The organism is Streptomyces sp. NPDC030840, assembly GCF_055572015.1.
Genome location: NZ_JBVIEE010000005.1, coordinates 492,291 through 514,911, shown reverse-complemented (window position 1 = coordinate 514,911; position 22,621 = coordinate 492,291). Strand labels below are relative to the sequence as shown.

Below are 22,621 nucleotides of genomic sequence, written 5' to 3'. Positions count from 1 at the left end.
CCGCGCGACGAGCACACCGACGTCGGCCCCATGATCACCCATCAGGCCGCGGCCGCCACCCGGACCAAGGTCGACACGGCCGTGGCCGAAGGCGCGGTACTGCTGTGCGGCAACAACGCCACCGGCTCCCTGTACACGCCGACCGTCCTCGAAGACGTCCCCGCCACCTGCTCGATCTGGCAGGAGGAGGTGTTCGCCCCCGTCGTCGTACTGCAACCGTTCACATCCTTCGACGACGCCATCGAACAGGCCAACGCCATCGACTACAGCCTCCACGCCGGCATCTTCACCTCACGCCTGGACCGCGCCCTGACCGCGGCCCGGCTGCTGGAAGCCGGCGGCGTCATGATCAACGACTCGTCCGACTACCGCTTCGACGCCATGCCGTTCGGCGGGTACAAGTACGGCAGCATGGGCCGCGAAGGCGTGCGCTTCGCCTTCGAGGAGATGACCCAGCCCAAGGTCGTCTGCGTCAACCACATCAGTGAGATGGTCCAATGACCGCCTTCCGCACCGAGCGCGAACCCCTGGCACCGAACGGTGACCGGCAAGACCCTGAGGATGCGCCGCTCACCCCGGCTCCGGTGAACTCCGCGCTCAGCGATGGCGGTTGACGACGCTGGACAGGGTGAGCGCGGTGACCGTGTCCCGTACACCGGGCATCTGGGCGATGTCCTCCCAGATGCCCCGTACGCGTTCCAGCGAGGCCGCCTCCAGGCGCACCATGATGTCGAAGTCGCCGCTGAGGATCTCGCAGATGACGACCTCGGGGATGCGCTTGAGCGCGGCCAGGACGTCCCCGCCGCGCATGCGGTCCTGGCGGTAGACGAGTACGAGCGCGGAGACCACATCGCCGGCGTCGCCGCCTGCGCGGACGATGGTGTAGCCGGCGATGTGGCCCCGACGCTCCAGCCGTTCGATGCGCTGGCGCACCGCGTTGCGGGACAGCAGCACCTTGCCGGCCAGCTCGGAGTGCGAGATGCGGGCGTTGCGGGTCAGCTCGGCGATGATTTTCTCGTCAATGGCGTCCATGGGGGACCTCCTCCTTCGCGAACCGTCCCTCGGCATCCCGGCTCACTCGGCCAGCTCACCCGAGACACGGGCGTGCTCGCATGGGGACCAGCTCAGGTGGGTGGGGGCGGTTCAGCGGTCGGGCACGAGGCCTTCAGTCGTGAGAGGTGGCGATGGCGGCGAGGTGCGTGCCGGGGCGCACGGTCAGCCCGTTCATGTTGTAGATGATCGTTCCGGTGGAGACGGCGGCGACCTTGTGTTCGGCGCCGTCGGCCGGGTCGATGATGCGGCCGATGGTCTGCCCCTCGGTCACCTCGTCGCCGGTGACCGCGTCCGGGTACCACAGGCCCGCGGCCGGAGACTCGACCTCGCCCGTCCAGATCCAGTCGCGCGGCTGCACGGTCACCGGTGCGAGGTGCTGCGGCGCCTCGGTGACGCCGAGGTGGTGCAGGAGCCGGTGCAGGCCGTCGAGGAGCCTGCGTACGGTGGCGGGGTCGCGGTCGCCGAGTTGGCCGGTCTCGACGAGGATCGCGGGGATGCCCTGGCGGTTGGCGGCGGCGTGGCTGTTGCCGCCGTCGGCGCTGGTGCCGAAGATGGCCCGCTCGTATCCGACCGCGTGGGCCATCGCCTTGTTCTTCGCGTTCAGCTCGTCGTCGGGGGTGAGGCGGTAGCCGACGAAGTCGAGCAGGTGCTGGTCGATGCCGCCGCTGTGCAGGTCGATGTAGGCGTCGGCGCCGTCGATCAGGTTCTCGAACAGCCATGCCGCCATGCGGTCGGTGGGGCCGCCGTCCTTGTCGCCGGGGAAGACGCGGTTGATGTTGACGCCGTCCAGCGGGGAGATGTTGAGCCTGCCGCCGTAGACGGCCGGGGGGTTGGCGACGGGGCAGATCACCACCTGCCCGGCGATCTCGTCCGGTTCCAGCAGTCCGGCCAGGCGGGTGGTGGCGTCGACGGGGATGAACTCGCCGCCGTGGACACCGCCGGTGATCACGACCCTGGGGCCGGGGCGGGAGCCGTTGACGAGGATCAGGGGCACCTCCACTGTCGTGGTGCCGAGGTCGGCGGGCAGGACCCCGCGGGTCTTCCGGCCGGGCTCGGCCCGCAGCGTGCCGATGGTCAGGGTCATGGCTTTCCTCGTACGGGCTCAGGCCGCGGTGCGGCCGCTTGTGGTGATGAAGTCGATCGGCTGGGGGGTGCGGCCCTGAAGGGCGAGGTCGGCGGCGATGTCGCCCATGGCGGGTGAGACCTTGAAGCCCTGGCCGGAGAAGCCGGCCAGCAGGATGATGTCGTCGCAGCCCGGCAGGGGGCCGACCAGCGGGCGGGTGCTGTCGGTGTAGCCCTCCATGTAGACGGACAGGCGCACCGGGTCGGGGTTCAGGCCGGGCAGGTGGCGGCGCACCGCCGTGGTGAAGCTTTCCAGTTCTTCCGGTGCGACGGTCCGGTTCAGGCGGTTGGGATCATCCACCAGCTTGTGGTGGGGCTGGGGCAGGCCCAGCTTGACGGCCAGGCCGTCCGGGGAGGGGATGCCGTAGAAGGGGGTGTCGCCGCAGCGGATGAAGGCGGGGCGCTCGGCGTCTGCCGGGTGGTCCTCGTGGGGCAGGAACCAGGCGCTGATCGCGCGGTGGATGCTCACTTCCCACGGCAGGTCGGGCAGCAGGTCGCCGACCCATGGGCCGGGGGTGACGACGGCGGCGTCGAAGCGCTCGGTGTCGGTGTCGGTGCGGATCTCCACGCCTCCCCCGGCGACGGGCGTGACTTCCCGCACCGGTGTGTAGCGGCGGATCCGGGCCCCCAGCTCCTCGGCGCGCCGGGCCGCGGTCTGGATCGTCAGCTCGGGGCGGATGAACCCGGCGTGGGAGTCGAGGACCACCAGGTCACTGTCGTGGACGCGGAACTGCGGGAAACGCTTGCCCATCACCTCGGTGTCGATCACCTCGTGGTCGAGACCGTGCTCGGCGATGCCGTCCATGACGGTACGTATCTCGGGGTCGTCGGCCGGCCCCATGACCAGGGCTCCGATCAGTCGGCGCAGTTCCCGCCCGGTCTCCGCCTGCAACTGCTTCCAGAGGGCGTCGGCGTGCCGCACCAGCGGCACATAGCGGCCGTCGTGGGTCTGCACACTGCGGAAGACCCGGGTCTCGCCACCTGCGGCACTGCGGTCGTGACCGGGCGCGAACCGGTCGTAGCCCACGACCTCGGCACCCCGGGCGGCCAGCCGCCAGGCGGCCTGGCTGCCCATCGTTCCCACGCCGACGACCGCGACGCGCTTCCTCGCAGCTGACACAGGACTTTCCTTTCGTGACGCCGGGCCGCAAGCTGTGCCCAGCGTGAGGGTGCTTTGTGGCGGCTTGGAGGGGGCGCGCCCAAGGGCCCAAGGCTCGTGTTCGTCCCGGGTTCGGGGGCCCGTCCCCGCTCTCGAATTTCCCCTTGTGCCACAATGTGGTATGCTGTGCTATTATCTGGCACAGAGAATGGCAGTCGCTCAGGGGGGAGTCAAGAGGTCCAGCGGATGGCCGCGTGACTCGACCACACTTCGCCCGTGACCTTGCCCGCGTCATCGCGCAGGGCGAATGCCGGTTCGTCCCGGACGGCGAAGCGGTGACCGCGTCCCCACTCATGGGGAGGCTCCGCGTCGCCTCGCTTCTGGGTTCCCGGGGCGGCTTACGCTACGGACTCGCCACGGGGGCCAGTTGGGACCGCAGGGTGCCGGCGTGAGGCTGCAAAGAACCGTCGAAGGCGGCGGACCCGCTGGTGAAGGCGTCGGCTCCTGCTGATGGGAGCGCCTGTATCTGGTCGGTGTCGCTGATCGAGCCGGCACGACCAGACGGCCGGTGGTGGCGGCGCGGGCGGCGCGAACCAGGTCGAGAGGGTCGGCATCGGTGGCGCGGTACGCGAGGAGGTCGACGCCGGCGCAGCCCGCGGCCTCCGCCCGTCGGCGGCGGCCCTGTCCATTCCGAACGGGACAACATCGACCTCGCGATCCGCCGGGACGACCTTCCGTTCCCCGAAGAGGCGAGCCGGACCTGCTTGTTCGCAGAGCGGATCGCACCCGTCTGCCGGCCCGATCTCGCGACCCGTGTGACCGGCGCCGCCTGCGTAGCGCAGGTAAAACTTCTGCACACCGACACACGGCCGCAGGCGTGGGACGACTGGCGACGTATCACCGGCATGAAAGCAGAGCCCGCCTCCCAGCAGACCCTGGAGCACTTCTATCTGACCCTCCAGGCCGCCGCGGCCGGCGTCGGTGTCGCAATAGCCCCGTATGCCGTCGCCCGCGACGACCTGGAGCGAGGGCAACTCGTCGCACCCCTCGGTTTCGTCCCCGACGGCACCAGCTACCACCTCCTCAGCCGTCGATCACCCGAGCAGGACGGACGCGTCCGCCGGCTGACGGCATGGCTGCGGGCCCAGACGAGTCGGCTCAACAACGATTCCGCACCAGTGTGACCACGGGACCCATCGCACCTTCGTCTGCTGGACGACGGTGGCCGGCCGGCGACCGAGTCGACACGAGGGCGGGGCCGTCCACGGCCTCACCAGGATGGCCGCGAAGAACGGGCAACCTCAACACCACGCCGTCGAGCCGCTGATCGGGCATCTGGGAGTTGTCCTCCCAGATGCTCCGTATGCGTTCCAGTGACACCCCTTTCCCAAGGCCGTCGCAGGAGACCGGCGGCCACCCGGAGCGGACTTGGCCGCGCCCGCCAGTGGACGTCGCGGAAGGGATCGCCACCGCGATCACCGCGTTGCCCGGCCCGGACGCGGGCGAGCCACGCGCTCGTGTCGGCTTGCTCAGGTGTTGAAGCCGGGCATCGACAGGTACTTGAGCTGCTGGTACTCGTGGAGGCCCTCGGGTCCGCCTTCGCGGCCCAGACCGGACTGCTTGACCCCGCCGAAGGGCGCCGCCACCTCGGAGACCAGGCCGCGGTTGATGCCGACCATGCCGGCTTGCAGACAGGCGGCGACCCGGCGGGCGCGGTCGATGTGGGACGTCATCACGTACGACGCGAGGCCGTGCTCGGTGTTGTTGGCCACCACAATGGCCTCGGCCTCGGTGGAGAACCGGTGGATGGCGGCGACAGGTCCGAAGACCTCCTCGTGCATGATCGCGGCATCGGCGGGGACGTGGTCCAGCACGGTGGGGGCGGCGTAGTGGCCTGGCCCGTCAGGGATGTCCGCCTTGCCGATGACGACGGCACCGCGGGCCACGGCGTCCTCGACGAGGTTACGGACCTTGTCCACCGCGCGGTGGTCGGCCAGCGGGCCGAGCTCGGTGTCCTCCCGGTCCGGGGCGCCCACCCGAATGGCGGCCATGCGTTCGCCCAGGGCAGCGGCGAACGCGTCGGCGATTCCCTCCTGGACCAGGAACCGGTTCGCGCCGACACAGGACTGGCCGCCCAGCCGCATCTTCGCGATCATCGCTTCGCGGACCGCGAGGTCGAGGTCGGCGTCGTCGAAGACCAGGAACGGCGCGTTGCCGCCCAGTTCCATCGAGGTGCGCAGCACCCGGGCACCGCTCTGCTGAAGCAGCAGCCTGCCGACCGGAGTAGAGCCGGTGAAGGACAGCTTGCGCAGCCGGGGGTCGGTCAGCAGCGTCGTGGTGACGGCTGCCGCGTCGCTGCTGGTGATCACGGTCAGGACACCCGCGGGCGCGCCGGCCTCACGCGCCAGCTCGCCCAGTATCAGGGAGGACAGCGGGGTGAGCGCGGCCGGTTTGAGCACGGCGGTACAGCCGGCGGCGAGGGCGGCGGCGGCCTTGCGGGCAGCCATGGCCAGCGGCACGTTCCATGGGGTGATGAGCAGGCAGGGTCCGACCGGTTCGGCGACGGTGACGATGTGACTCCTGCCGTCCGGGGAAGGTGTGCTCCGTCCTTGCGGGCGGACCGCCTCCTCGGCGTACCAGCGGAAATAGGCTGCGGCGTAGTCGACCTCGCCCCGGGCTTCTCTGATCGTCTTGCCGATCTCCAGGGTGATGATCCGGGCCAGACGCTCACGGTGCTCGGTCATGGCGTCGGTGAGCCGGTGCAGGACGGTCGCCCGGTCCCGCGGGCCGGCGAGGGCCCACTGGTCGGCGGCCGCGGCCGCCGCGTCCAGTGCTTTCAGCGCGTCTTCAGCGCCGCAGTCGGCGACGGTGGCGATGACTTCCTCGGTTGCGGGGTTGCGCACCTCGAAGGTGCGACCTCCGGTGGCGGGTTGCCAGTCGTGGGCGAGGAAGCCACGGGGGACGGATTCCAGGACTTCCGCCTCCCATGAGGGAGCGGCGAGCGTGTCAGTCATGCGCGTGGCTCTTTCGCTGATCGCAGGATGATGTGTCGAGGAAGCACGATCGGTGGGTGGTCATACGGCCTCGCCTCCGGGGTTGGCGACCCCTGCCGTGTTCTCGACCGAGAGCAGGGAACCCTGCCGTCCGGAGCCGAGCCAGCGCACCAGGGCCACCAGGCCCAGGGCGAGGATGGCGAAGGCGGTGAGGAGCGCGCTGACCGCGGTGACGCTGGGGTCGATCTCGAAGGTGAGGGAGTTGTAGACCCGCACCGGCAGGGTGACGGTGTCGACCGAGGAGAGGAACTGGGAGATGTAGAACTCGTCGAAGCTGGTGATGAAGGAGAAGATCGCCGCCGCGATCATGCCCGGCGCCGCCAGAGGGAAGGTGATCTTCCGGGCGATCGTCAGCCGGCCCGCGCCCATGCTGGCCCCTGCGTCCTCCAGGCGTTCGTCGATGCCACGCAGCGTCGCGATCAGGATCAGCACCGCGATCGGTGAGGCCAGCACGGTGTGACCCAGGGCGATGGCGATCGGGCTGCCCAGCATCGCGGCCGGCTCGAAGAGCAGGAACAGACCCAGCGCGGTGACGATCTGTGGGATCACCAGCGGTCCCAGGACCAGCGCGAACACCGCGGAGCGCAGCGGGAGTTCGCTGCGGACCAGGGCGGTCGCCGCGGTCACCCCGATGATCAGGGAGAACACGGTGCTCAGCGCGGCGACCAGGGCGCTCAGGGAGAGTGCGGCGGGCCATTTGCTGCCGTCGGCGAACAGGGCCTTGTACCAGTTCAGCGTCCACGCCTCGGGCGGGAAGGCGGCGAAGGCGTTGTTGCTGAAGGAGGTGACGAGGATGACCACGATCGGCAGCGCCAGGAACAGCAGGATCACGGTGGCCACGGCCGTGAGGGCGATCCGCCCGGCGAGGGACTTGCGCAGCTCCATCACGATCCGCTCCTCTTCCTACGGCTGGCGCCCAGGGAGCTGACGAGCTTGACCAGCAGCAGTCCGGCCAGGGTGAGCAGCAGCAGGATGACGCCTTGGGCGGCCGCCCCGTTCCACTGGTTCTCCTTGGTGACCTGCTGGTTGATGAGGGTGGCGATCATCGTCTGGTGGGGTCCGCCCATCAGGGCCGGGGTGATGTAGTAGCCCAGCGACAGGATGAAGCTGAGCAGCCCGGCACTGGCCAGGCCCGGGGCGACCAGCGGCAGATAGACGCGGCGGAAGATGGTCACCTTGCCCGCGCCCATGCTGGCCGCGGCCGCCAGCAGACGCCGGTCCACCCCACGCATCACGCCGTACAGCAGCAGCACCGTGTAGGGCAGCATCATGGAGGTGGTGCCGATCACCACACCCAGCTCGTTGTAGAGCAGCTGGAACGGAGCGCCGGGGACCGACATGGCGGCCAGGGTCTCGTTCACCAGGCCCTTGTCACCGAGCATGATGATCCAGCCGTAGGTGCGCACCAGGGCGCTGACGAAGTGCGGGACGACCACGACCAGCATCGCCAGGCCAGCCAGCATGGGCTTGAGCCGGGAGATCGCCTGGGCCAGAACGAACCCGAAGACCAGGCTGAGGACCGCTGTCTCGGCGGAGATCCGCAGCGTGGTGAACAGCACCGACAGGTTCACGCCGGTCAGCGCGTCGGCGTACCAGTGCAGCGTGAACGAACCGTCAGCGTCCTTCAGACTGAGCAGCAGCGTGGAGAAGATCGGGTAGACGAACAGCACCAGCAGGTACACGACGACCGGCAGCGCGTAGAGGATCCCGACCCGCGTCCGGCGCGAAGCCAGCAGCTTGCGGGGGCGTGCGGGAGCGTTGGCGGTGAGGGTGGCGGCCATGACTCACTCCGCCTGTTCGTCGGCGAAGAGGTTGATGTCATCCGCATCAGCGGTGATCCCCACCCGTTCGCCGGCGACGGGGCCGCGGCCGGCGGGTACTTCCAGGCGCAGCAGCGGTGCGTCCTTGCCGTCGACGCGCACCCCGGCGCGGACCAGGGTGCCCACATAGGTGGCGGTCTCCACCGTGCCGGTACAGAACCCGTCGTCGGCGGCGCAGGCCCGCAGCCGGCCCGGCTGCACAGCCACCTTCACCTGGACGCCGGAGGCGAGATCGTGGCGGCGGGCCTTGATCAGGCCGCCGCTGTTGTCGAGACGGACCAGGGTGTGGGCGTCGCTGTGCTGCTCGATGCGGCCGGGCAGGAAGTTGGCCGCGCCCAGGAAGTCCGCGACGAACGGCGTCCTCGGCCGTTCGAACAGCTCCCTGGGGGTGTCGAACTGCTCGATCAGGCCGTTGCGCATCACCGCGATCCGGTCCGACATCACCAGCGCTTCCTCCTGATCGTGCGTCACATAGATGACGGTCAGGCCGAGTTCCTGCTGGATGGTCTTGATCTCCACCTGGAGCTGGTCGCGCAGCTTCTTGTCCAGCGCACCGAGCGGCTCGTCCATGAGGATGACCGGCGGGCGGTAGACCAGCGCCCGGCACAGGGCGACGCGCTGCTGCTGACCACCGGACAGCTCACGCGGCTTGCGCCCGCCGAACCCGGAGAGACCGGCGATCTCCAGCGTCTCCCCCACCCGGCGGCGGATCTCGTCCTTGCCCACGCCGCGCAGCGTGAGCGGGAAGGCGACGTTCTCCGCGACCGTCATGTGGGGGAAAAGCAGGTACTGCTGGAAGACGAAGCCGAGGTTTCGCTTCTGCGGGGCGAGCCGTGTGACGTCGCGGCCTCCGACGGTGATGGTGCCGGAGTCGGGTTCGCAGAACCCGGCGATCATCATCAGCGTCGTGGTCTTGCCCGACCCGGAGGAGCCGAGGAAGGTGACGAACTCCCCCGCCGCGATCTCCATGGACGCCTCGTCGACGGCGACGACATCGCCGTAGGTCTTGCGCAACGCCACTACCGACAGCGCTTTGCCGGTCGCGGTGGCCGGCTTGCCGCCGGCCACCTTGACGGACGGTGTGGCAACACCGAATTCAGCCACGAGCCCACTCCAACCAGCGCTTGGTGACGGACGATTCGTTCTTCAGCCACCAGTCGACATCCGCGTCGAAACCCTTGTCGTAGTACTTCGGCGCACCCGCGGACGCGTTGCGCTGCTCCTCGGTCAGCTTGGAGTAAGCAACGGGCGAGGACGGGTTCGACGGGAAGAACTTGACCAGGTTGGCCTGGCTCTCCGCCCGCAGCGAGAAGTCCATCAGCTTGTAGGCGTTGTCCACGTTGGCCGCGCCCTTGGCGATGGCGTAGCCGGAGAACTGGCGGCGCATGCCGTTGAGCTGGCGCTCCACCGGAACACCCTGCTTCTGCAGATCGGCGATCCGGCCGTCCCAGACGGTGGACATCGTCACTTCCTGGCGGCTGAGCAGCACGCCCGGGAGCGGGCCGCTGTCCCAGAACTTCTTGATCTGGGGCCGCAGCCGGGTCAGCACCTTGAAGGCACGGTCCACATCGAGCGGGTACAGCTTGTCCATCGGGACACCGTCGGCCAGCAGCGCGAACTCCAGCTCCGGCAGGTCACCGTCCGGGTGGACCATCGCCCGATCGCCCTTGAACGCCTTGGTGTCCCAGAAGTCCGCCCACGACTCCGGCTTCCTGCCCCCGAAGGCGTCCGTGCGGTACGCGATGCACTGACCGTAGAAGCTGTGCCCGATGGCATGGTCGGTGATCTGGGCCTTGGGGATCTTCGCGCTCTTCACGCTCCTGACCCGGTCGAGGTCCAGCGTCTCCAGCGCGTCCTGTGCCACGTACTTGTAGTGAGACATCATCGAGTTGTTGATGAGGTCGCACTGCGGCCGCCCCTGCTTGATCTGCGCCAACAGTGGAGCGTCGTCCAGGTTCAGCACCTTCACCTGGATGCCGGTCTCCTGGGTGAACGGCGTGTAGATCGCCTTCTGCAGGGCCGCCCCGTAGGAACCGCCGCTGTCACGGACGACCACCGTCTTGCCGCTGCCCTCGCCCCCACCGGACGACACACGGCTGGTGCCGGTGCCGCAGGCGGAGAGGGAGGGAAGAGCGGCGAGGGCGGCGAGGCCGCCTGCTCCGCGCAGGAGCGCTCTACGACCGATCTGGGCATCACTCATGGCAATACTCCTCATCTGGGGACGCGTGGGACCAGCTGTGCGGGGCTTTACCTCGCGGGTGCGGGGGGGGTGGGATGGTGCAGGGTGGCAAACGCGGTCAGAGCATCGGCCGCCTTGCGTTGCCGATCGCCGCTTTGGGCGCGTGTTCGCCGTGGATCGAAGTCCCCGACGACCTTGTCGTCGGAGCAAGGCCGGCCAGAAGACCGGGCGAGTTGCGGTGGGAAAGCTGGAGCCGTGGCAGGAGGCGACCAGCGGGGTGGGGGCGGTCCTCACCAGAGCCGCAGGATGAGGGCTCTCGTGAGGGATGAAGCAGAGCCGGGCGTGCGGCTGAGGGACGGGTGGAGCAGTCCATCGGCCCCGACGACGTTGCTGAGCAGGTACCTTCGCGAGAGATCCCGAAGACGATCGGGGACGTCACGGCACGCGCTCGACGCGTTTTCGACAGTTCATGCCGCAATCGGCGGTCGCGAGGCAGAAGGCGGGACGGACAGCAGGGTCGGTTCAGCCCCACGCTGGTGGTGATGCCCAGCGGGGATGTTCAGGAAGCGGTGTATCCGCCGTCGACGGTCAGGACCGATCCGGTCACGTACGACGACTCCGACGAGGCGAAGAAAAGCACCGCGTCAGCGACCTCTTCAGGGGTGGCGAGGCGTTGGAGCGGGATCGTGCTCTCGCGCTCGCGGCGGTAGCCCTCGGGGTCGGGCCTGCGCTGGAACGCCGCTTCGATGATCGGGGTGGCGGTCAGGCCCGGAGCGACGACGTTGACACGGATGTTGCGCGGGGCCCATTCGATCGCCGCGCCCTTGGCGAGCATGATGAGACCCCCCTTGGCGGCGGAATAAAGGACCTGCCCGGACATGCCGACCATGCCCAGCCGTGAACTGACGCAGACGAACGATCCCCCTGCCTCGGGCATCAGCGGCGCGAAATGCTTCATCACCAGGAACGCGCTGAGCAGGTTGCTCTCGAGCACGTTCTTCGCGTCGTCGCAGGCCATCTCGGTGAGCGGGCTGACGGCCTGCAGGCCGTGATTGAGTACCACGACGTCGACGGTGCCGAGGGACTCGGCGGCCTGCTTGGCCAGGCTCTCGACGAACGCCTCGTCGTTGAGGTCTCCGGGAACGTACAGGTCGTCGGGCTCAGCGCTGTCGAGTCGCTCCCTGCGGCCGGTGAGCAGCAGCCGCGCGCCCTCGCGGCGGAAGTGGGAACTCACGGCTTCCCCGATGCCACTGCTGGCGCCGGTCACCAAGGCCGTGACGTTGTTGAGTCTCATGTCAGGCACTCCTCTTACGGGGGAGGTCGGTCGGGTCGCGGGCTCGGGTACGAGGGTCCCGTCCCCGGCGCCGGTCAGTTGAGGAATCCGCGGGCGTCGACCGGCCAACGCTGCAGCGACGTGCCCGTGCTGTCGGTGACGATCAGTTCCTCGAAGCCGAGGACGACCGGGCACACGTGGTTCGGCACGACCGGTACGACCGAGCCGACACTGGGGCGGAACTCGCCGTCCGGCAGCGGAAGGAACCCGTGGTACTCGTTGACCTTGGACAGGACCGCCTTCGTGCCGGCGATGCCGCCGTATCCGATCTCGGGGCTGCCTTCTTTGCTGAGGGCCTTGTTGCCCACATCGACGATGACCTGGCCGGGGACCCAGTCGCTGACCACTGTGCCGGCGACGAACAGCGCGACCTGGTCCTCTGTGCAGGCGCCCAGCCGGACGTTGTTCAGATCGCCGAAGACGTACTCGCCAGGACGGATCTCGGTGATCACGCTGCTGGTGGAGAACTCAAGGGTGGGAGTGGAGCCGGCGCTGACCACCTCAGCGGTGACCCCGACACCGGCGAGGCCGCGTACCGCGGTGGTGAGCGCGGCCTCCTGGTCCTGCGCGGCGCGCCGGCGAGCGTCGCGACCGGCGCAGCCGTGACCGGGATAGGTGAACACTCCCACCGGCACCAGACCGCGCTTGCGGGCGGCGAGCGCGAGGTCGCCCGCGAGCTCGGGCGGCGCCCCGGAACGACGGGCACCGCAGTCCACCTCGATCACGACCTGCAGCCGGTCCGGTTCGTCTCCCATCGCGTCGGCGAGGGCCTCGATCGCCGCGACGTTGTCGACGCCGACCCGCAGCCGGGCGGATTCGGCGAGCCGGCGGATCCGGGCCCGCTTCGTTCCCGCGGCCCAGATCGGGTAGGCGAGGAAGATGTCGTCGAACCCGGCCGCGGCGAAGACCTCGGCCTCACCGACGTTTCCCGCGGTGATCCCGACCGCGCCGGCCTCGATCTGGCGTCGCCCGATCTCCACGCACTTGTGCGTCTTGACGTGCGGCCTGACCCTGAGGTTGTGCTGGTCGGCGAAGCCCTGTATGCGGTCGATGTTGCCCTGCATGACGTCGACCAGCACGATCGGCGCGGGGGTGTCGATCCGCTCGACCAGAGCGTCGAGTGCTCGTTGCAGCCGGTTCACGCTGCCCTCCTTGTGGTTCTTCGTAGGATGATCGAGGGGCGCGGGTGCTGACTCCCCCTGGACGCCGAACGCGCGCGGCCCGCGATATCGCACGCACTTGCCTGCACCGCCGTCGGGCCCGCCCTACACGGCGGTGCAGACCATCTGAATCTCGACCGGACTGTTGAGCGGCAACCCGGCGACACCGATCGCGGTGCGGGCGTGCCGTCCGTTCTCACCCAGTACCTCGATGAGCAGTTCGCTGGCCGCGTTGGCGACCTGCGACTGCTCACCGAAGTCCGGCGTGCTGGCCACGAAGACCAGCATCTGCACGATCCGGACCCGGTCCAGGTCGCCCACCGCCTGCACAGCGGCAGCGAGGCAGTTGAGCGCGGCATGGCGCGCGAGTGACCGCGCAGTCTCCAGCTCGACATCCCGGCCGACAGCGCCCTGACCCTGCAGCCAACCGTCCTTGTAAGGCAGCTGGCCCGAAACGTAGATGCTGGAGCCCACCTTCCGGTGGTGCACGTAGTACGGGTTGTCACGGAGCTCGGGAAGGGCCAGACCCAGGGCCCGGAGCCGGTCGGAAGCCGAGTCGGTGTTCGCTGCCGAGGTCATGGACTGGCTCATCGAGCCACCTCCTCGGACGGAGCAGGGCACTTACCCACGCAGTTGGTCACGAGAACCCGCTTCGCATGAATCCTGATCATCTGTACTCGGTTCTCCTCGCGAGTAACAGCGGCGACATAACGCCGTATGGTGGCTTAAAACCGCCACCCTATTGTCGTTTGTCGACCATATGGCTGCCCATCGAGCACTGTCAATACGAACTTCAACCTCGGATGCGGCCCCGGAAGGCCACGTGCGGCTGGATCCGCCGCGACTGGAATCGACGGTCGACGCCGCGACCTGGCTCACCGGTCTCATCCGATTCGGCAGGGAGCACGCGCAGCGCCCCCGTCCGCATGACGATCGCCGACGGCGGCGGGATTCTCGAGCGGCTGACACGGATGGTCGACCTCACGCCCAACGAGATCCCCATGCCACAACAGCGGCTTGGCCTGCTGCCCGGCTGTTCCGGCAAGGCCTACAACGACTGACTGCAAGCCCGTGGTGACGAGCTCGGCAACGGCGTCGCGTGGCGACACTGGCCCCGTTCACGGCCGGAAGAACGCCGGCCTTCAGGCGGATCCGGCAGGACGACCGTAATGCGGAGGCAACTCACCGACGAGCAGCGGAGGTTGATCGCGCCGTTCCTACCGACAGGCAGGCACGGACCTCTAGCCTGAGCGGCCGCGGAATCAGTTCGAGGGTGCGATGTGGTGGCGGTTCACGGCAGGCGCGCAGTGGCGTGAGATTTTCCAGGCGAGTTCGGAACTGACCGTTCGCAACTGACCGTTCGCAACTGACGGACCGCCTACGGGTGTTTGCAGGTCGGGAGGAACACCGGTCTCTTCACCGCGTTGCCGGAAGGCCTGATCGCCGAAGTCACCCGCCAGGGCAAGACGGACTTGTCCAGTGGTCAGCGTGGACTCCACGACCGTCCCTGCCACCACGGCGCGCCGGGATGATCGTCGATAAAGACGTCATGAAGCCTCCTGAGGGAGCTGCCGCCGAGCAGGAACAAGCCCCACCTCTACGACATCTTGTAGTCCGCGGTCGCGCCTCCAGCATTGCGCAGCGAGCAGTGGCCGCGGCTGAGGCCCGGACGCCGCGGCAGTGATCAGGGACGGCGTCCGGGCAGGCAAAGAACGCACGCTTGAACGGGCAGCGCACATTCGGCGACCGTGATGCGGTGCGATAAGCCCACCATGCGGGTCAGTGCGCCGTCTCGGCCATGTCGCAGGTGTGGCATACCACCCTGCGTGCCGGGATACGGCCGTACGCAGCGCCCAGGCCGTTCTGGTGGGTGACGAGTACTTTACGTACGTGGGCGTGGTTCTCACAGGCGGCCAGGCCGCAGCGCGAGCACACGCCGATGCCGGCGGTGTCACCGCGCGCCTCCTGGAGACAGTCGTAGCACCTCATGTCCAACTCCGATTTCAGCAGGGGCCAGGTGCGGCGGCCAACCAACACGAACAAACCCACCCAGGCCACACACACCTACTCAAGGGGCTTGAAAAGTAGGTCCCAGTTTAGACTTTGTCAAGGGTAAGATTCGATCGTGATCGTATGGTCATTGCGCGATGCGGTGAAGCAGCTTGACCTGACTATCAGTCAGTGCTCGCTGTTGAGGTACAGCGGCGCGGTCCGCGTCCGCCCGCCTCGCGACCCGCGCTCCAGGCGGAGTCGCCCGTTGAACGTCGGCGCCCGGCGCGGACGGCGCCGCCGGGGTGCCACTCCGCCCCATCCACCAGGAGCGTTGAGGGCCGACGAGTCGCCGCCCGATCCCCGAGAACAGGCGACTCGGCGAGACCCTGGAGCAGCGCCGCGAGGCGTACCCGGCCTACCGCGATCCCGGCCGCGCCGGCATCAAAGCCGTCCCCAACGGCTTCACCCCGGACCTTCGAGCAGGACACGCCACTCAGACCTAGCCGTCGCACCGGGCCTGCTACCTGCTACCTGCTACCTGCTACCTGCTACCTGCAACCCTCACTCAACATCCGCTACAAGATCGCGTTGACAGTGCGAACTTGATCCCTGACTTCTTCGGCATGGGTCTGCAACGTCACAGTGGCGAGCGGGCTTGGACACTCCACGCACCTCGGCATGGCCTCATGCATCCCGGGGCGCGCGCTCCCCTGGATCTCCCGTCTGGGCTCCCAGCCCCATGGGGAAATGGGCAGCCAGTTCCTGACGGAACGCGTCGGTGTCGCCTTCCAGGGCAACCGCGGCCAACCGCTCGTGCTCGACGACCAGTTGATGCGGGTCGTCGCTGTAAGTGCGGTGATCGACGCTGAGATGCAGGCGCAGCTTGGTCTCCCAGCCGTTCCAGAGACTCTGCAGGACGCCGTGCCCCGAGAGATCGTAGAAGAGCCTGTGGAAGCGAAGGTGCGCGTCGATGCTGGCCGGGATGTCGTCCTTCTCCATAGCCCGGCGGAGATCCTCGACGGTTTGCAGCAACTGAGGCCGCTCGGGACCGCGCAGTGCTTCGGCCGAGAGCTCGGCGGCGTACGGCTCGACACGCAGCCGGACCGAGTCGATCTCGGCGACCTCACGAGCGCTCACCTCTACGACGAACGCCCCACGGTAGGGAATCTTGACGACGAGCCCTTCCTCTTCCAGCTTGGTCAGCGCCTCGCGCAGCGGGGACCGGCTGATGCCGAGATCCGCGGCGATGTGCGCCTCGCGCAGCTGGCCACCGGGAGGTACGGTCCCGTCGAGGATGGCGGCACGCAGTGTGCGGTAGACGCCGTCCGGCGTCGTCATCCGCTGCTCCTGCCACTCGAACTTGTGGTCCACCCCGTTGCCCTCCCTCAGTACCTCGACCATTTGGTCGTTTGTCGACTATACCGGTTTGTCCGGCAGGGAACTCCCTGGATCCACAGCCGCGCCCCGTCCGGCTCACGAGTCGCGGCGACAGGCCGGCGTCCCGGGTGGTGCCGTTCGGCTGTCGCTTTACGGGTACTCCACGCCGGACCTGCGCATGATCCGGCGCCGGACCTGCGCATGGCCCGTTCCAGAGAGTGGGCCACGCCCTCGGAACGGCTCGCACCCGCCGAGGCGCTCGTCGGTCCAGCACTGGCTGCCGGTCCGCACGAACTCGGAGGCGATCGCGAGAGCCGATCGCACCCGATCTGGCGGATCACCTCACTCATACGGAAGTGGATCAGCGCCGGGACTGTCCGAGGCACTCCTGATGACGCTGTTGACAGTCGAGGCATATTTGGTCGACAATCGACACAACGGATGGTCGACAATCGACTAAAGCGCTAGACCGCTCCGCTGAAGCACTAGGAGGACTCATGGGATTCGACGTCAAGCCCAAGTTCGTGACGTTCGACATGAACGGAACGCTGATCAAGTTCAGCATCAACGACACGATGCGTGAGGTTCTGGGCGACCGGCTGCCGGCCGAGGTCGCCGATGAGTTCCTGCGGATCTGCAAGGCGTACCGGATCGACGAGTGCACGGGCGCCTACCAGCCGTTCCACCAGGTCGTCGCTCGTTCCATGGAGCGTGCTCTGCACAAGGTCGGTCTGGAGTTCCGCGAGGACGAGGCGCGGGCGGTGTACGAGCGCATTCCCACCTGGGGCCCGTACCCCGGTGTCACCGAGGCGCTGAACCGCCTGGCCGAACACGTCCCGCTGGTCATCATCACGAACAGCGACACCGCGCATGCCGTGCGCCTCGCGGAGAACCTCAAGGCCCCCTTCGAGGTCGTCATCAGCGCCGAGGAGATGGGCGTCTACAAGCCGCGACTCCGCGCCTTCGAGTACATGTTCGACAAGCTTGGCGTGACACCCGACGAGATCGTGCACGTCTCCGCGAGCCCCATGTACGACCACCGCTCCGCGGCCATCATGGGCATCGAGAACAAGGTGTACATGGACCGCGGCTGGGAGCACGACGAGCACTGGCTCGGCTACGAGCGGATCACCGACATCGCCGACCTCCCGGTCCTCTTCGGCCTGCCGCGCCCCTGACGCCCGAGTTGCGGAGAACTGAGGAAATGATCCACAGCAAGGCGGTGGCGGCATGAGTCAGCCCCTGCCTCAAACCGTCAAGGGTGACTCGGCTTCAGAAAGGCTCCAGGCCCTGGGACTGAAGCTACCCGTCCTCGCCGGCACCACGTACCTCGTGCCCCACCGGACGGTGGGCTCCACCATCCACCTCTCAGGCCAACTGCCGTTCAGGGACGGCGAGCTGCTGGGGCAGGGAGTTGTCGGCCGGGACGTCGAGCTGGAGACCGCGCGGGAGCTCGCGCGCCATGCCGCGCTCAACGCGCTCGCTGCCGCTGTGCAGGCGGTGGGCGACCTGGACCGGGTCCGGATCGTGCAGATGCTGGTCTTCGTGGCCAGCACGCCGGACTTCGGTGAGCAGTCGCAGGTCGCCAACGCGGCCAGCGAACTGCTCATCGAGGTACTGGGTGAGAACGGACGGCACGCCCGCACCGCGATCGGTGTCGCCGGGCTGCCCCTGAACGCCCCTGTCGAGATCCAGGTGATCTGCACTGCGGTGTAGCGGCGGGCCGATCATGAGCAGTGCGGCTGTGACCCGGCTTCAACACCCCCTGGACGCCCTCGACCGGCACGATGGGACCCCGGCGCCCATCGTGCCGGCCGACGCGATGCAAGACAGCGTCGACCGAGTCATCGAGGCCTCCTTCCAGCTCAGGTCCAACCCCGAGGCCACACGCCACGAGCGTGAAGGGCAGATCCTGCTCCAGTGCCTCGCCACTCCCGAGGAGATCGCCGACGCCGTCCTCTTCCTCGCGGTGTCGGAGTCCTCGTACTTCACCGGGCAACCCTCCCCGTGGACGGCGGCAACACCGGCTTCCCAGTACCGGCCCCCGTGGTTCCCAGAGACAGAAGAAGGACACACCATGAACGCCCTTGCGGCACCACCCCGAAACGGAGAGCTCGGCTTCTGGGTGGCCCAACTGGCCGACAAGAGGCCCTCGTTCCCCCGCTTCACCGGCCAGGACTCCGTCGACGTGGCCGTAGTCGGCGGCGGCTACACCGGCCTGTGGGCTGCGTACTTCGCCAAGAAGCTCGAGCCGTCGCTCTCGGTCGCGGTCTTCGAGGCCGAACAGGTGGGCTACGGCGCATCAGGACGCAACGGCGGCTGGCTCTCGGCCATGCCTCCGGGAAACCGTGCCACCTTCGCCCGCGCCGGGGGAGGGCTGGAGGCGAGCCGGGCACTGCAGCAGGAGTTCGTCGCCGGCGTCGACGCGGTTCTGGACATCCTCCAGGCCGAAGGCATCGACGCCGATCAGCACAAGGGTGGCGCGCTCGTCGCTGCCCACACTCGGGCGGGGCTGGGCCGGCTTGTCACCAGGCGTGATACCGAGCTGAAGTACGGGCTGACCGACGACGAAGTCCACCTGCTCGACCGGGACGAGTTCCAGTCCCGGATCAACATCGCCACCGTCCACGGCGGGCTCTTCTACAAGCACTGCGCGCGGATCCACCCCGCGAAGCTCGCCTACGGTCTCGCCGACACCCTGACCTCCATGGGGGTCAGGATCTACGAGGGCAGCCGCGTGGACAGCATCGCGGACAAGACCCTCACCCTGGCCAACGGACGCGTCACCGCGGCCAGGACGTTCATCTGCACCGAAGGATATTCGGGACAGCTGCTCGGCCGCCGGACCCTGATCCCGGTCAACTCCTCGATGATCGTGACCAAGCCCCTGCCGCAGGAGGCGTGGCAGCAGATCGGCTGGGACGGGCCGCAGTGCCTCAACGACTCCGCGCACACGTTCATCTACGCCCAACGTACGTCGGACGGCCGTATCGCCATGGGGGGCCGCGGTGTCCCCTACCGCTTCGGATCCGGCACAGGGGGAGACGGTGCGACCGCCCAGTCCACCATCGACCTGATCTCGCACAAGCTCGCATCCTTCTTCCCGGGCATCCCCTTCGCGGTGGACCACGCCTGGTCGGGAGTCCTGGGCGTCACGCGGGACTGGAACGGCGGCGTGCACTGGGACCCGGCGTCCGGGATCGGATCGTCCACCGGCTACGCGGGACACGGCGTCACGGCAGCCTACGTCGGCGGCAGGACCCTCGTGGAGCTCGCCTTCGAGCAGGAAACCGAACGGACCACTCTCCCCTGGGTCGGCCACCGGGCACGGAAGTGGGAACCGGAACCCATCCGCTGGCTGGGCGTTCACGCCATGTACCGGCTCTTCGGCATCGCCGACCAGTGGGAAGAGCGCAGGGGTTCCACCACGACCTCGCTCCTGGCCAGATTCGGCAGCAGACTCGCCGGACTTCACGAGTAAAGAAACGGAAACCGCTCGCATGGACGCACAACTCGCCGTCATCGGCCTGGGCAGCATCGGAAGCATGGCCCTGTGGCAGGCCTCCCGGCTGTCCGACTCGGTAGTGGGCTTCGAGGCCGCCACCCCTGCCCACGGCCGCAGTGCCGTGGGCGGGGACACCCGCCTGTTCCGCATGGTCTACCTCGGCAGGCCCGACTACTACCCCATCATGGAACGCTCCCGCGGCCTGTGGGCCGAGCTCGAAGCGGAAACCGGGCAGGACATCCTCACCCCTACGGGGGGCCTGTCCATCGGGACGGCGAACGGCAGCTTCATCAACAGCCTCCTCGAGACAACGCGCATCAACGGAGCCGAGCACTGCGTCCTCAGCCGGGAGGAGTTGGCGGAGCGCTACCCCCAGCACAACCTCCGCCCCGACGACTGTGCCGTCTATGACCCCCGCGCCGGCGTTCTGCGCACCGACCGCGCCGTCAGCGCCGCCGTCGCGGCGGCCCAGGCGAACGGCGCCACCGTCCTTCAGAACACACCCGTGGACAGCATCACCGAAACCGACCACGGCGTGGTCGTCACCTCGGGCGACAGAAGCTGGACGTTCGAGAAGGTCATCGTCGCCTCGGGCGGCTGGTCCCGCAGGCTCATGCCCGACCACCTGAAGGCCGTCACGGAAACCCATCGGATCGTCCTGACCTGGTTCATCGCCGAAGACGGCACACAGTTCTCGCCGGAGAACTTCCCCGTCTTCAGCCGGTGGTACGAGGACCGCTCCATGTACGGCGCACCCGCCGTCGACGGCGTGACGGTCAAAGCATCGATAGACGGACCGCTGGCCGGGCGCGCAAGAGCAACTCCCGACGCGGACGCCGTGCCCAGAGAACTCACCCGGGAAGAAACCGACAAGGTCACCGAGATCGTCACCGAGTTCTTCCCCGGCCTGATCCCCACCATCGCGCGCTCCGACGCCTTCCCCGACCTCTTCACCGAGGACAGGCATCCCCTCCTCGGCCCTCTGGACGAGAACAGCAGGATCTACTGCGCCACCGGATTCTCCGGAAAGGGTTTCAAAATGGCCACCGGCTACGGCCACATCGCCGCACACGAGGCGCTCGGCAAACAGATTGTCGAGGGCCTGGACTTCGTGCGTCCGGACCGGTTCAAGACCAGGTAGCCCACGCACTTCCGCCGCCTCGGCGCAGCAACCCGAGTGTCGCCGGTCGGCTGACGGGCTGGACGGCAGCCCCCAGGATCACAGTCGCCGGGCGGGAGCCGGGAGTTCGCCGGTGTGGTTGATCCACACAACGGGTGGCGAGGCGCGGGTGGAGGGGGCGATCAAGGCGCTGGCGGGCGGCCTCGGTGGATGGGGCGGCAGGGCTTTGCTGGACAGCACATCCAGTTGCTCATGCTCACAGTCCGGATCAGAACGCCGGCGCGGCCTGTTCCTTCTTCGGTCCCTGAGCGCGTGCCTTGAGCAGCGCGTCCTGCAGACGGTGGCGGGTCATGGCCAGGCCGGCATGCACCGCGCCGCCGGCTACCGATAGTCCCAGAACCTGGGAGACGGTCGTGATCCGGGGCACGGCCGGCAAGCTGTGCTCGAGTCGCTTGCGTACTTCGGGGAGCACCTCGTCCACCAAGGGACGCAACCGGCCGACGAAGTAGACGTACTCGGGGTCGAGTGTCACGGCGACGATGCTCACGGCGGTCGTGACCGCCGTCGTGAACGCCTTGAGTATCACCGCACGGGCTCGATGGTCCTTATACGTGAGCCACAGGTCCTCGACGCGCTCGGTGTCCAGTCCGTGTTCACGAGCGAGCTTCGCAAGCCCTGCGGTGCTCAGCAGCCCGTTGAGGGTGCGGTCGTCGATGCCCGAGGAGAGGGAACCGATGTCGCCGAACGCAGGAGTACGTCCCCGAGCCAGTTCCCGGTCCCTGCAGGTGGCGAAGTTCAGGGTGCTGCTGACGCTGAACAGGGCAGCATTATGGATGCTCGCGTCGTCCGTGAGCACCTGGAGCAAGGATGCGTTCGCGTCACTGTCGAAGGTCACTGGAGCGTCGAGGAGCTCTTCGACGATTCGGTGGAGATCTCTGCCGGAGAAGATCCTCATCGGATCGGCAGGCCGGAAGACCTCGGCGCCGTCGCGGACATGGGCGGGCAGTGCCACGACGATCTGGCGCAGGGGCCCGCGTGCGGATGAGCCGGTCCGCGCGACCAGGTCGGCCAGCCACCGGCCTGCAGCAGGGACGTCGTGGTGCTCGACCGTCGGGACGACCACGCTTCCGATCTCACGGCCGCGCAGGTCGGTCACCAGCACGCCGGTGGTCAGGGCGCCGAAGCCGACCCCCACGACGTGTCCGGCCGTCTCGGGCACATCGAGGTAGGTCGACGGACGGCCACGCCCGGCGGCGGCGTCGACTCCCCCGTCCACGACGAACCCGTCAGAGCGCAGGTCTTCGACGGCCCGCGACACCGTCGCCTTGCTCAACCCCGTGAGCTCGATGAGCTTGTTCCGGGTCAACGGCGCATGGGAGAGAACCACGTCAAGGACACGTGCCTTGTTGTAGTCGCGTGGTGTGGGGTTGATGCTGCTCACCTCATGACCTTAGCGAGACCATACGCAACCCGAACCAGTGGTCACTACCGGACTTGCCGACTGCCCATGGGCGTCAGCGAGGATGCTGTTCCTTGGCTCGACTGCGCTTCTGTTCAACTCCGCCCACTCCTCTCAGGGGGAGAACCTCGTGGCCGTCTCCTGCTGGGGGCGGGTTGGCAGCGTACGGCTCTGTGTTCTCTGTCGTGGGCCGAGCGTCGAAGTGATCAGGTTCGCACAGGCGTCGAAGATGACGGTCTCTCGCATGGGTCAGCCTCGATTCTGAGTGATGGTGGGAAGGTCGGGGTTCAGGCAGTGCGGTCGCCGGGGGGATCTCGTCGACTGCGGCCGGGCCGATCGTGTCCGTAGC

Annotated in this window: 21 protein-coding genes and 1 pseudogene; 7 read left to right on the top strand and 15 right to left on the bottom strand. The window is 68.1% G+C overall.

Annotation, left to right across the window (positions count from 1 at the left end):
• On the top strand, window positions 1–501 hold a 501-nt coding region (locus tag ACZ49J_RS15170; protein WP_467448265.1), incomplete at its 5' end, for an aldehyde dehydrogenase family protein.
• Window positions 502–597: 96 nt separating this feature from the next.
• On the opposite strand, the gene ACZ49J_RS15165 is transcribed toward ACZ49J_RS15170, so the two are convergent.
• From ACZ49J_RS15165 to solA (ACZ49J_RS15155), 3 genes are all read right to left on the bottom strand, one after another.
• Window positions 598–1,032: an Lrp/AsnC family transcriptional regulator gene (locus ACZ49J_RS15165; RefSeq protein WP_467448261.1), complete on the bottom strand. Its 435-nt coding sequence runs from the start codon at window positions 1,030–1,032 to the stop codon at window positions 598–600.
• A 133-nt stretch (window positions 1,033–1,165) separates the two neighbouring features.
• Window positions 1,166–2,137, bottom strand: a complete 972-nt coding sequence (locus ACZ49J_RS15160; RefSeq protein ID WP_467448258.1) for a succinylglutamate desuccinylase/aspartoacylase family protein — start codon at window positions 2,135–2,137, stop codon at window positions 1,166–1,168.
• Between the two features lie 18 nt (window positions 2,138–2,155).
• Complete coding sequence (gene solA, locus ACZ49J_RS15155) at window positions 2,156–3,295, bottom strand: N-methyl-L-tryptophan oxidase (protein WP_467448256.1); 1,140 nt, start codon at window positions 3,293–3,295, stop codon at window positions 2,156–2,158.
• 467 nt (window positions 3,296–3,762) lie between these two features.
• On the opposite strand from solA (ACZ49J_RS15155), the gene ACZ49J_RS15150 reads away from it, so the two are divergent.
• A complete protein-coding gene (locus ACZ49J_RS15150) occupies window positions 3,763–4,458 on the top strand; it encodes a LysR substrate-binding domain-containing protein (RefSeq protein ID WP_467448254.1) in 696 nt (231 codons plus the stop codon).
• A 345-nt stretch (window positions 4,459–4,803) separates the two neighbouring features.
• On the opposite strand, the gene ACZ49J_RS15145 is transcribed toward ACZ49J_RS15150, so the two are convergent.
• The 9 genes and pseudogenes from ACZ49J_RS15145 to ACZ49J_RS15105 all read right to left on the bottom strand — a co-directional run bounded on the left by ACZ49J_RS15145 (window position 4,804) and on the right by ACZ49J_RS15105 (window position 13,410).
• The gene (locus tag ACZ49J_RS15145) at window positions 4,804–6,288 is read right to left on the bottom strand and encodes an NAD-dependent succinate-semialdehyde dehydrogenase (protein WP_467448252.1); all 1,485 of its coding nucleotides are present in this window, start codon (window positions 6,286–6,288) and stop codon (window positions 4,804–4,806) included.
• A 60-nt stretch (window positions 6,289–6,348) separates the two neighbouring features.
• Entirely contained in the window at window positions 6,349–7,212 is an 864-nt protein-coding gene (locus ACZ49J_RS15140) for an ABC transporter permease (RefSeq protein ID WP_467448297.1), read from the bottom strand.
• Window positions 7,212–8,108, bottom strand: coding sequence for an ABC transporter permease (locus ACZ49J_RS15135; protein WP_467448251.1), 897 nt, complete (start codon window positions 8,106–8,108; stop codon window positions 7,212–7,214). The genes ACZ49J_RS15140 and ACZ49J_RS15135 overlap by 1 nt, the downstream gene beginning before the upstream one ends.
• Window positions 8,109–8,111: 3 nt before the next feature.
• Window positions 8,112–9,251 carry an ABC transporter ATP-binding protein gene (locus ACZ49J_RS15130; RefSeq protein WP_467448248.1) on the bottom strand — a complete coding sequence of 380 codons (1,140 nt, stop codon included), beginning with the start codon at window positions 9,249–9,251 and terminating at the stop codon, window positions 8,112–8,114.
• The gene (locus tag ACZ49J_RS15125) at window positions 9,244–10,347 is read right to left on the bottom strand and encodes an ABC transporter substrate-binding protein (RefSeq protein WP_467448247.1); all 1,104 of its coding nucleotides are present in this window, start codon (window positions 10,345–10,347) and stop codon (window positions 9,244–9,246) included. The genes ACZ49J_RS15130 and ACZ49J_RS15125 overlap by 8 nt, the downstream gene beginning before the upstream one ends.
• 71 nt (window positions 10,348–10,418) lie before the next feature.
• A pseudogene (locus tag ACZ49J_RS15120) lies at window positions 10,419–10,632 on the bottom strand (transposase); the annotation flags it as partial.
• Window positions 10,633–10,885: 253 nt separating this feature from the next.
• Window positions 10,886–11,620 (bottom strand): SDR family NAD(P)-dependent oxidoreductase, encoded by a 735-nt coding sequence (locus ACZ49J_RS15115; protein ID WP_467448244.1) that lies wholly within the window; start codon window positions 11,618–11,620, stop codon window positions 10,886–10,888.
• A gap of 74 nt (window positions 11,621–11,694) precedes the next feature.
• On the bottom strand, window positions 11,695–12,801 hold the full coding sequence (locus ACZ49J_RS15110) for an alanine racemase (RefSeq protein WP_467448242.1): 1,107 nt from the start codon (window positions 12,799–12,801) through the stop codon (window positions 11,695–11,697).
• Between the two features lie 123 nt (window positions 12,802–12,924).
• Window positions 12,925–13,410, bottom strand: a complete 486-nt coding sequence (locus ACZ49J_RS15105) for a RidA family protein (RefSeq protein WP_467448238.1) — start codon at window positions 13,408–13,410, stop codon at window positions 12,925–12,927.
• Between the two features lie 335 nt (window positions 13,411–13,745).
• On the opposite strand from ACZ49J_RS15105, the gene ACZ49J_RS15100 reads away from it, so the two are divergent.
• Window positions 13,746–13,880, top strand: coding sequence for a hypothetical protein (locus ACZ49J_RS15100; RefSeq protein WP_467448236.1), 135 nt, complete (start codon window positions 13,746–13,748; stop codon window positions 13,878–13,880).
• Window positions 13,881–14,598: 718 nt separating this feature from the next.
• On the opposite strand, the gene ACZ49J_RS15095 is transcribed toward ACZ49J_RS15100, so the two are convergent.
• Complete coding sequence (locus ACZ49J_RS15095; RefSeq protein WP_467448234.1) at window positions 14,599–14,808, bottom strand: DUF2180 family protein; 210 nt, start codon at window positions 14,806–14,808, stop codon at window positions 14,599–14,601.
• 687 nt (window positions 14,809–15,495) lie between these two features.
• A complete protein-coding gene (locus ACZ49J_RS15090) occupies window positions 15,496–16,212 on the bottom strand; it encodes a GntR family transcriptional regulator (protein WP_467448231.1) in 717 nt (238 codons plus the stop codon).
• Between the two features lie 473 nt (window positions 16,213–16,685).
• Between ACZ49J_RS15090 and ACZ49J_RS15085 the strand changes: the two genes are divergently transcribed.
• The 4 genes from ACZ49J_RS15085 to solA (ACZ49J_RS15070) are packed head-to-tail and all read left to right on the top strand — an operon-like array spanning window position 16,686 to window position 20,834.
• On the top strand, window positions 16,686–17,366 hold the full coding sequence (locus ACZ49J_RS15085; RefSeq protein ID WP_467448229.1) for a haloacid dehalogenase type II: 681 nt from the start codon (window positions 16,686–16,688) through the stop codon (window positions 17,364–17,366).
• Between the two features lie 52 nt (window positions 17,367–17,418).
• Window positions 17,419–17,904, top strand: coding sequence for a RidA family protein (locus ACZ49J_RS15080; protein ID WP_467448227.1), 486 nt, complete (start codon window positions 17,419–17,421; stop codon window positions 17,902–17,904).
• Between the two features lie 28 nt (window positions 17,905–17,932).
• Entirely contained in the window at window positions 17,933–19,669 is a 1,737-nt protein-coding gene (locus ACZ49J_RS15075; protein WP_467448226.1) for an NAD(P)/FAD-dependent oxidoreductase, read from the top strand.
• Between the two features lie 19 nt (window positions 19,670–19,688).
• On the top strand, window positions 19,689–20,834 hold the full coding sequence (gene solA, locus ACZ49J_RS15070; protein WP_467448223.1) for an N-methyl-L-tryptophan oxidase: 1,146 nt from the start codon (window positions 19,689–19,691) through the stop codon (window positions 20,832–20,834).
• Window positions 20,835–21,081: 247 nt separating this feature from the next.
• Here the strand turns inward: solA (ACZ49J_RS15070) and ACZ49J_RS15065 are convergent, their stop codons facing one another.
• Window positions 21,082–22,254, bottom strand: coding sequence for an ROK family transcriptional regulator (locus ACZ49J_RS15065; protein WP_467448222.1), 1,173 nt, complete (start codon window positions 22,252–22,254; stop codon window positions 21,082–21,084).
• Window positions 22,255–22,621 lie beyond the last annotated feature (367 nt).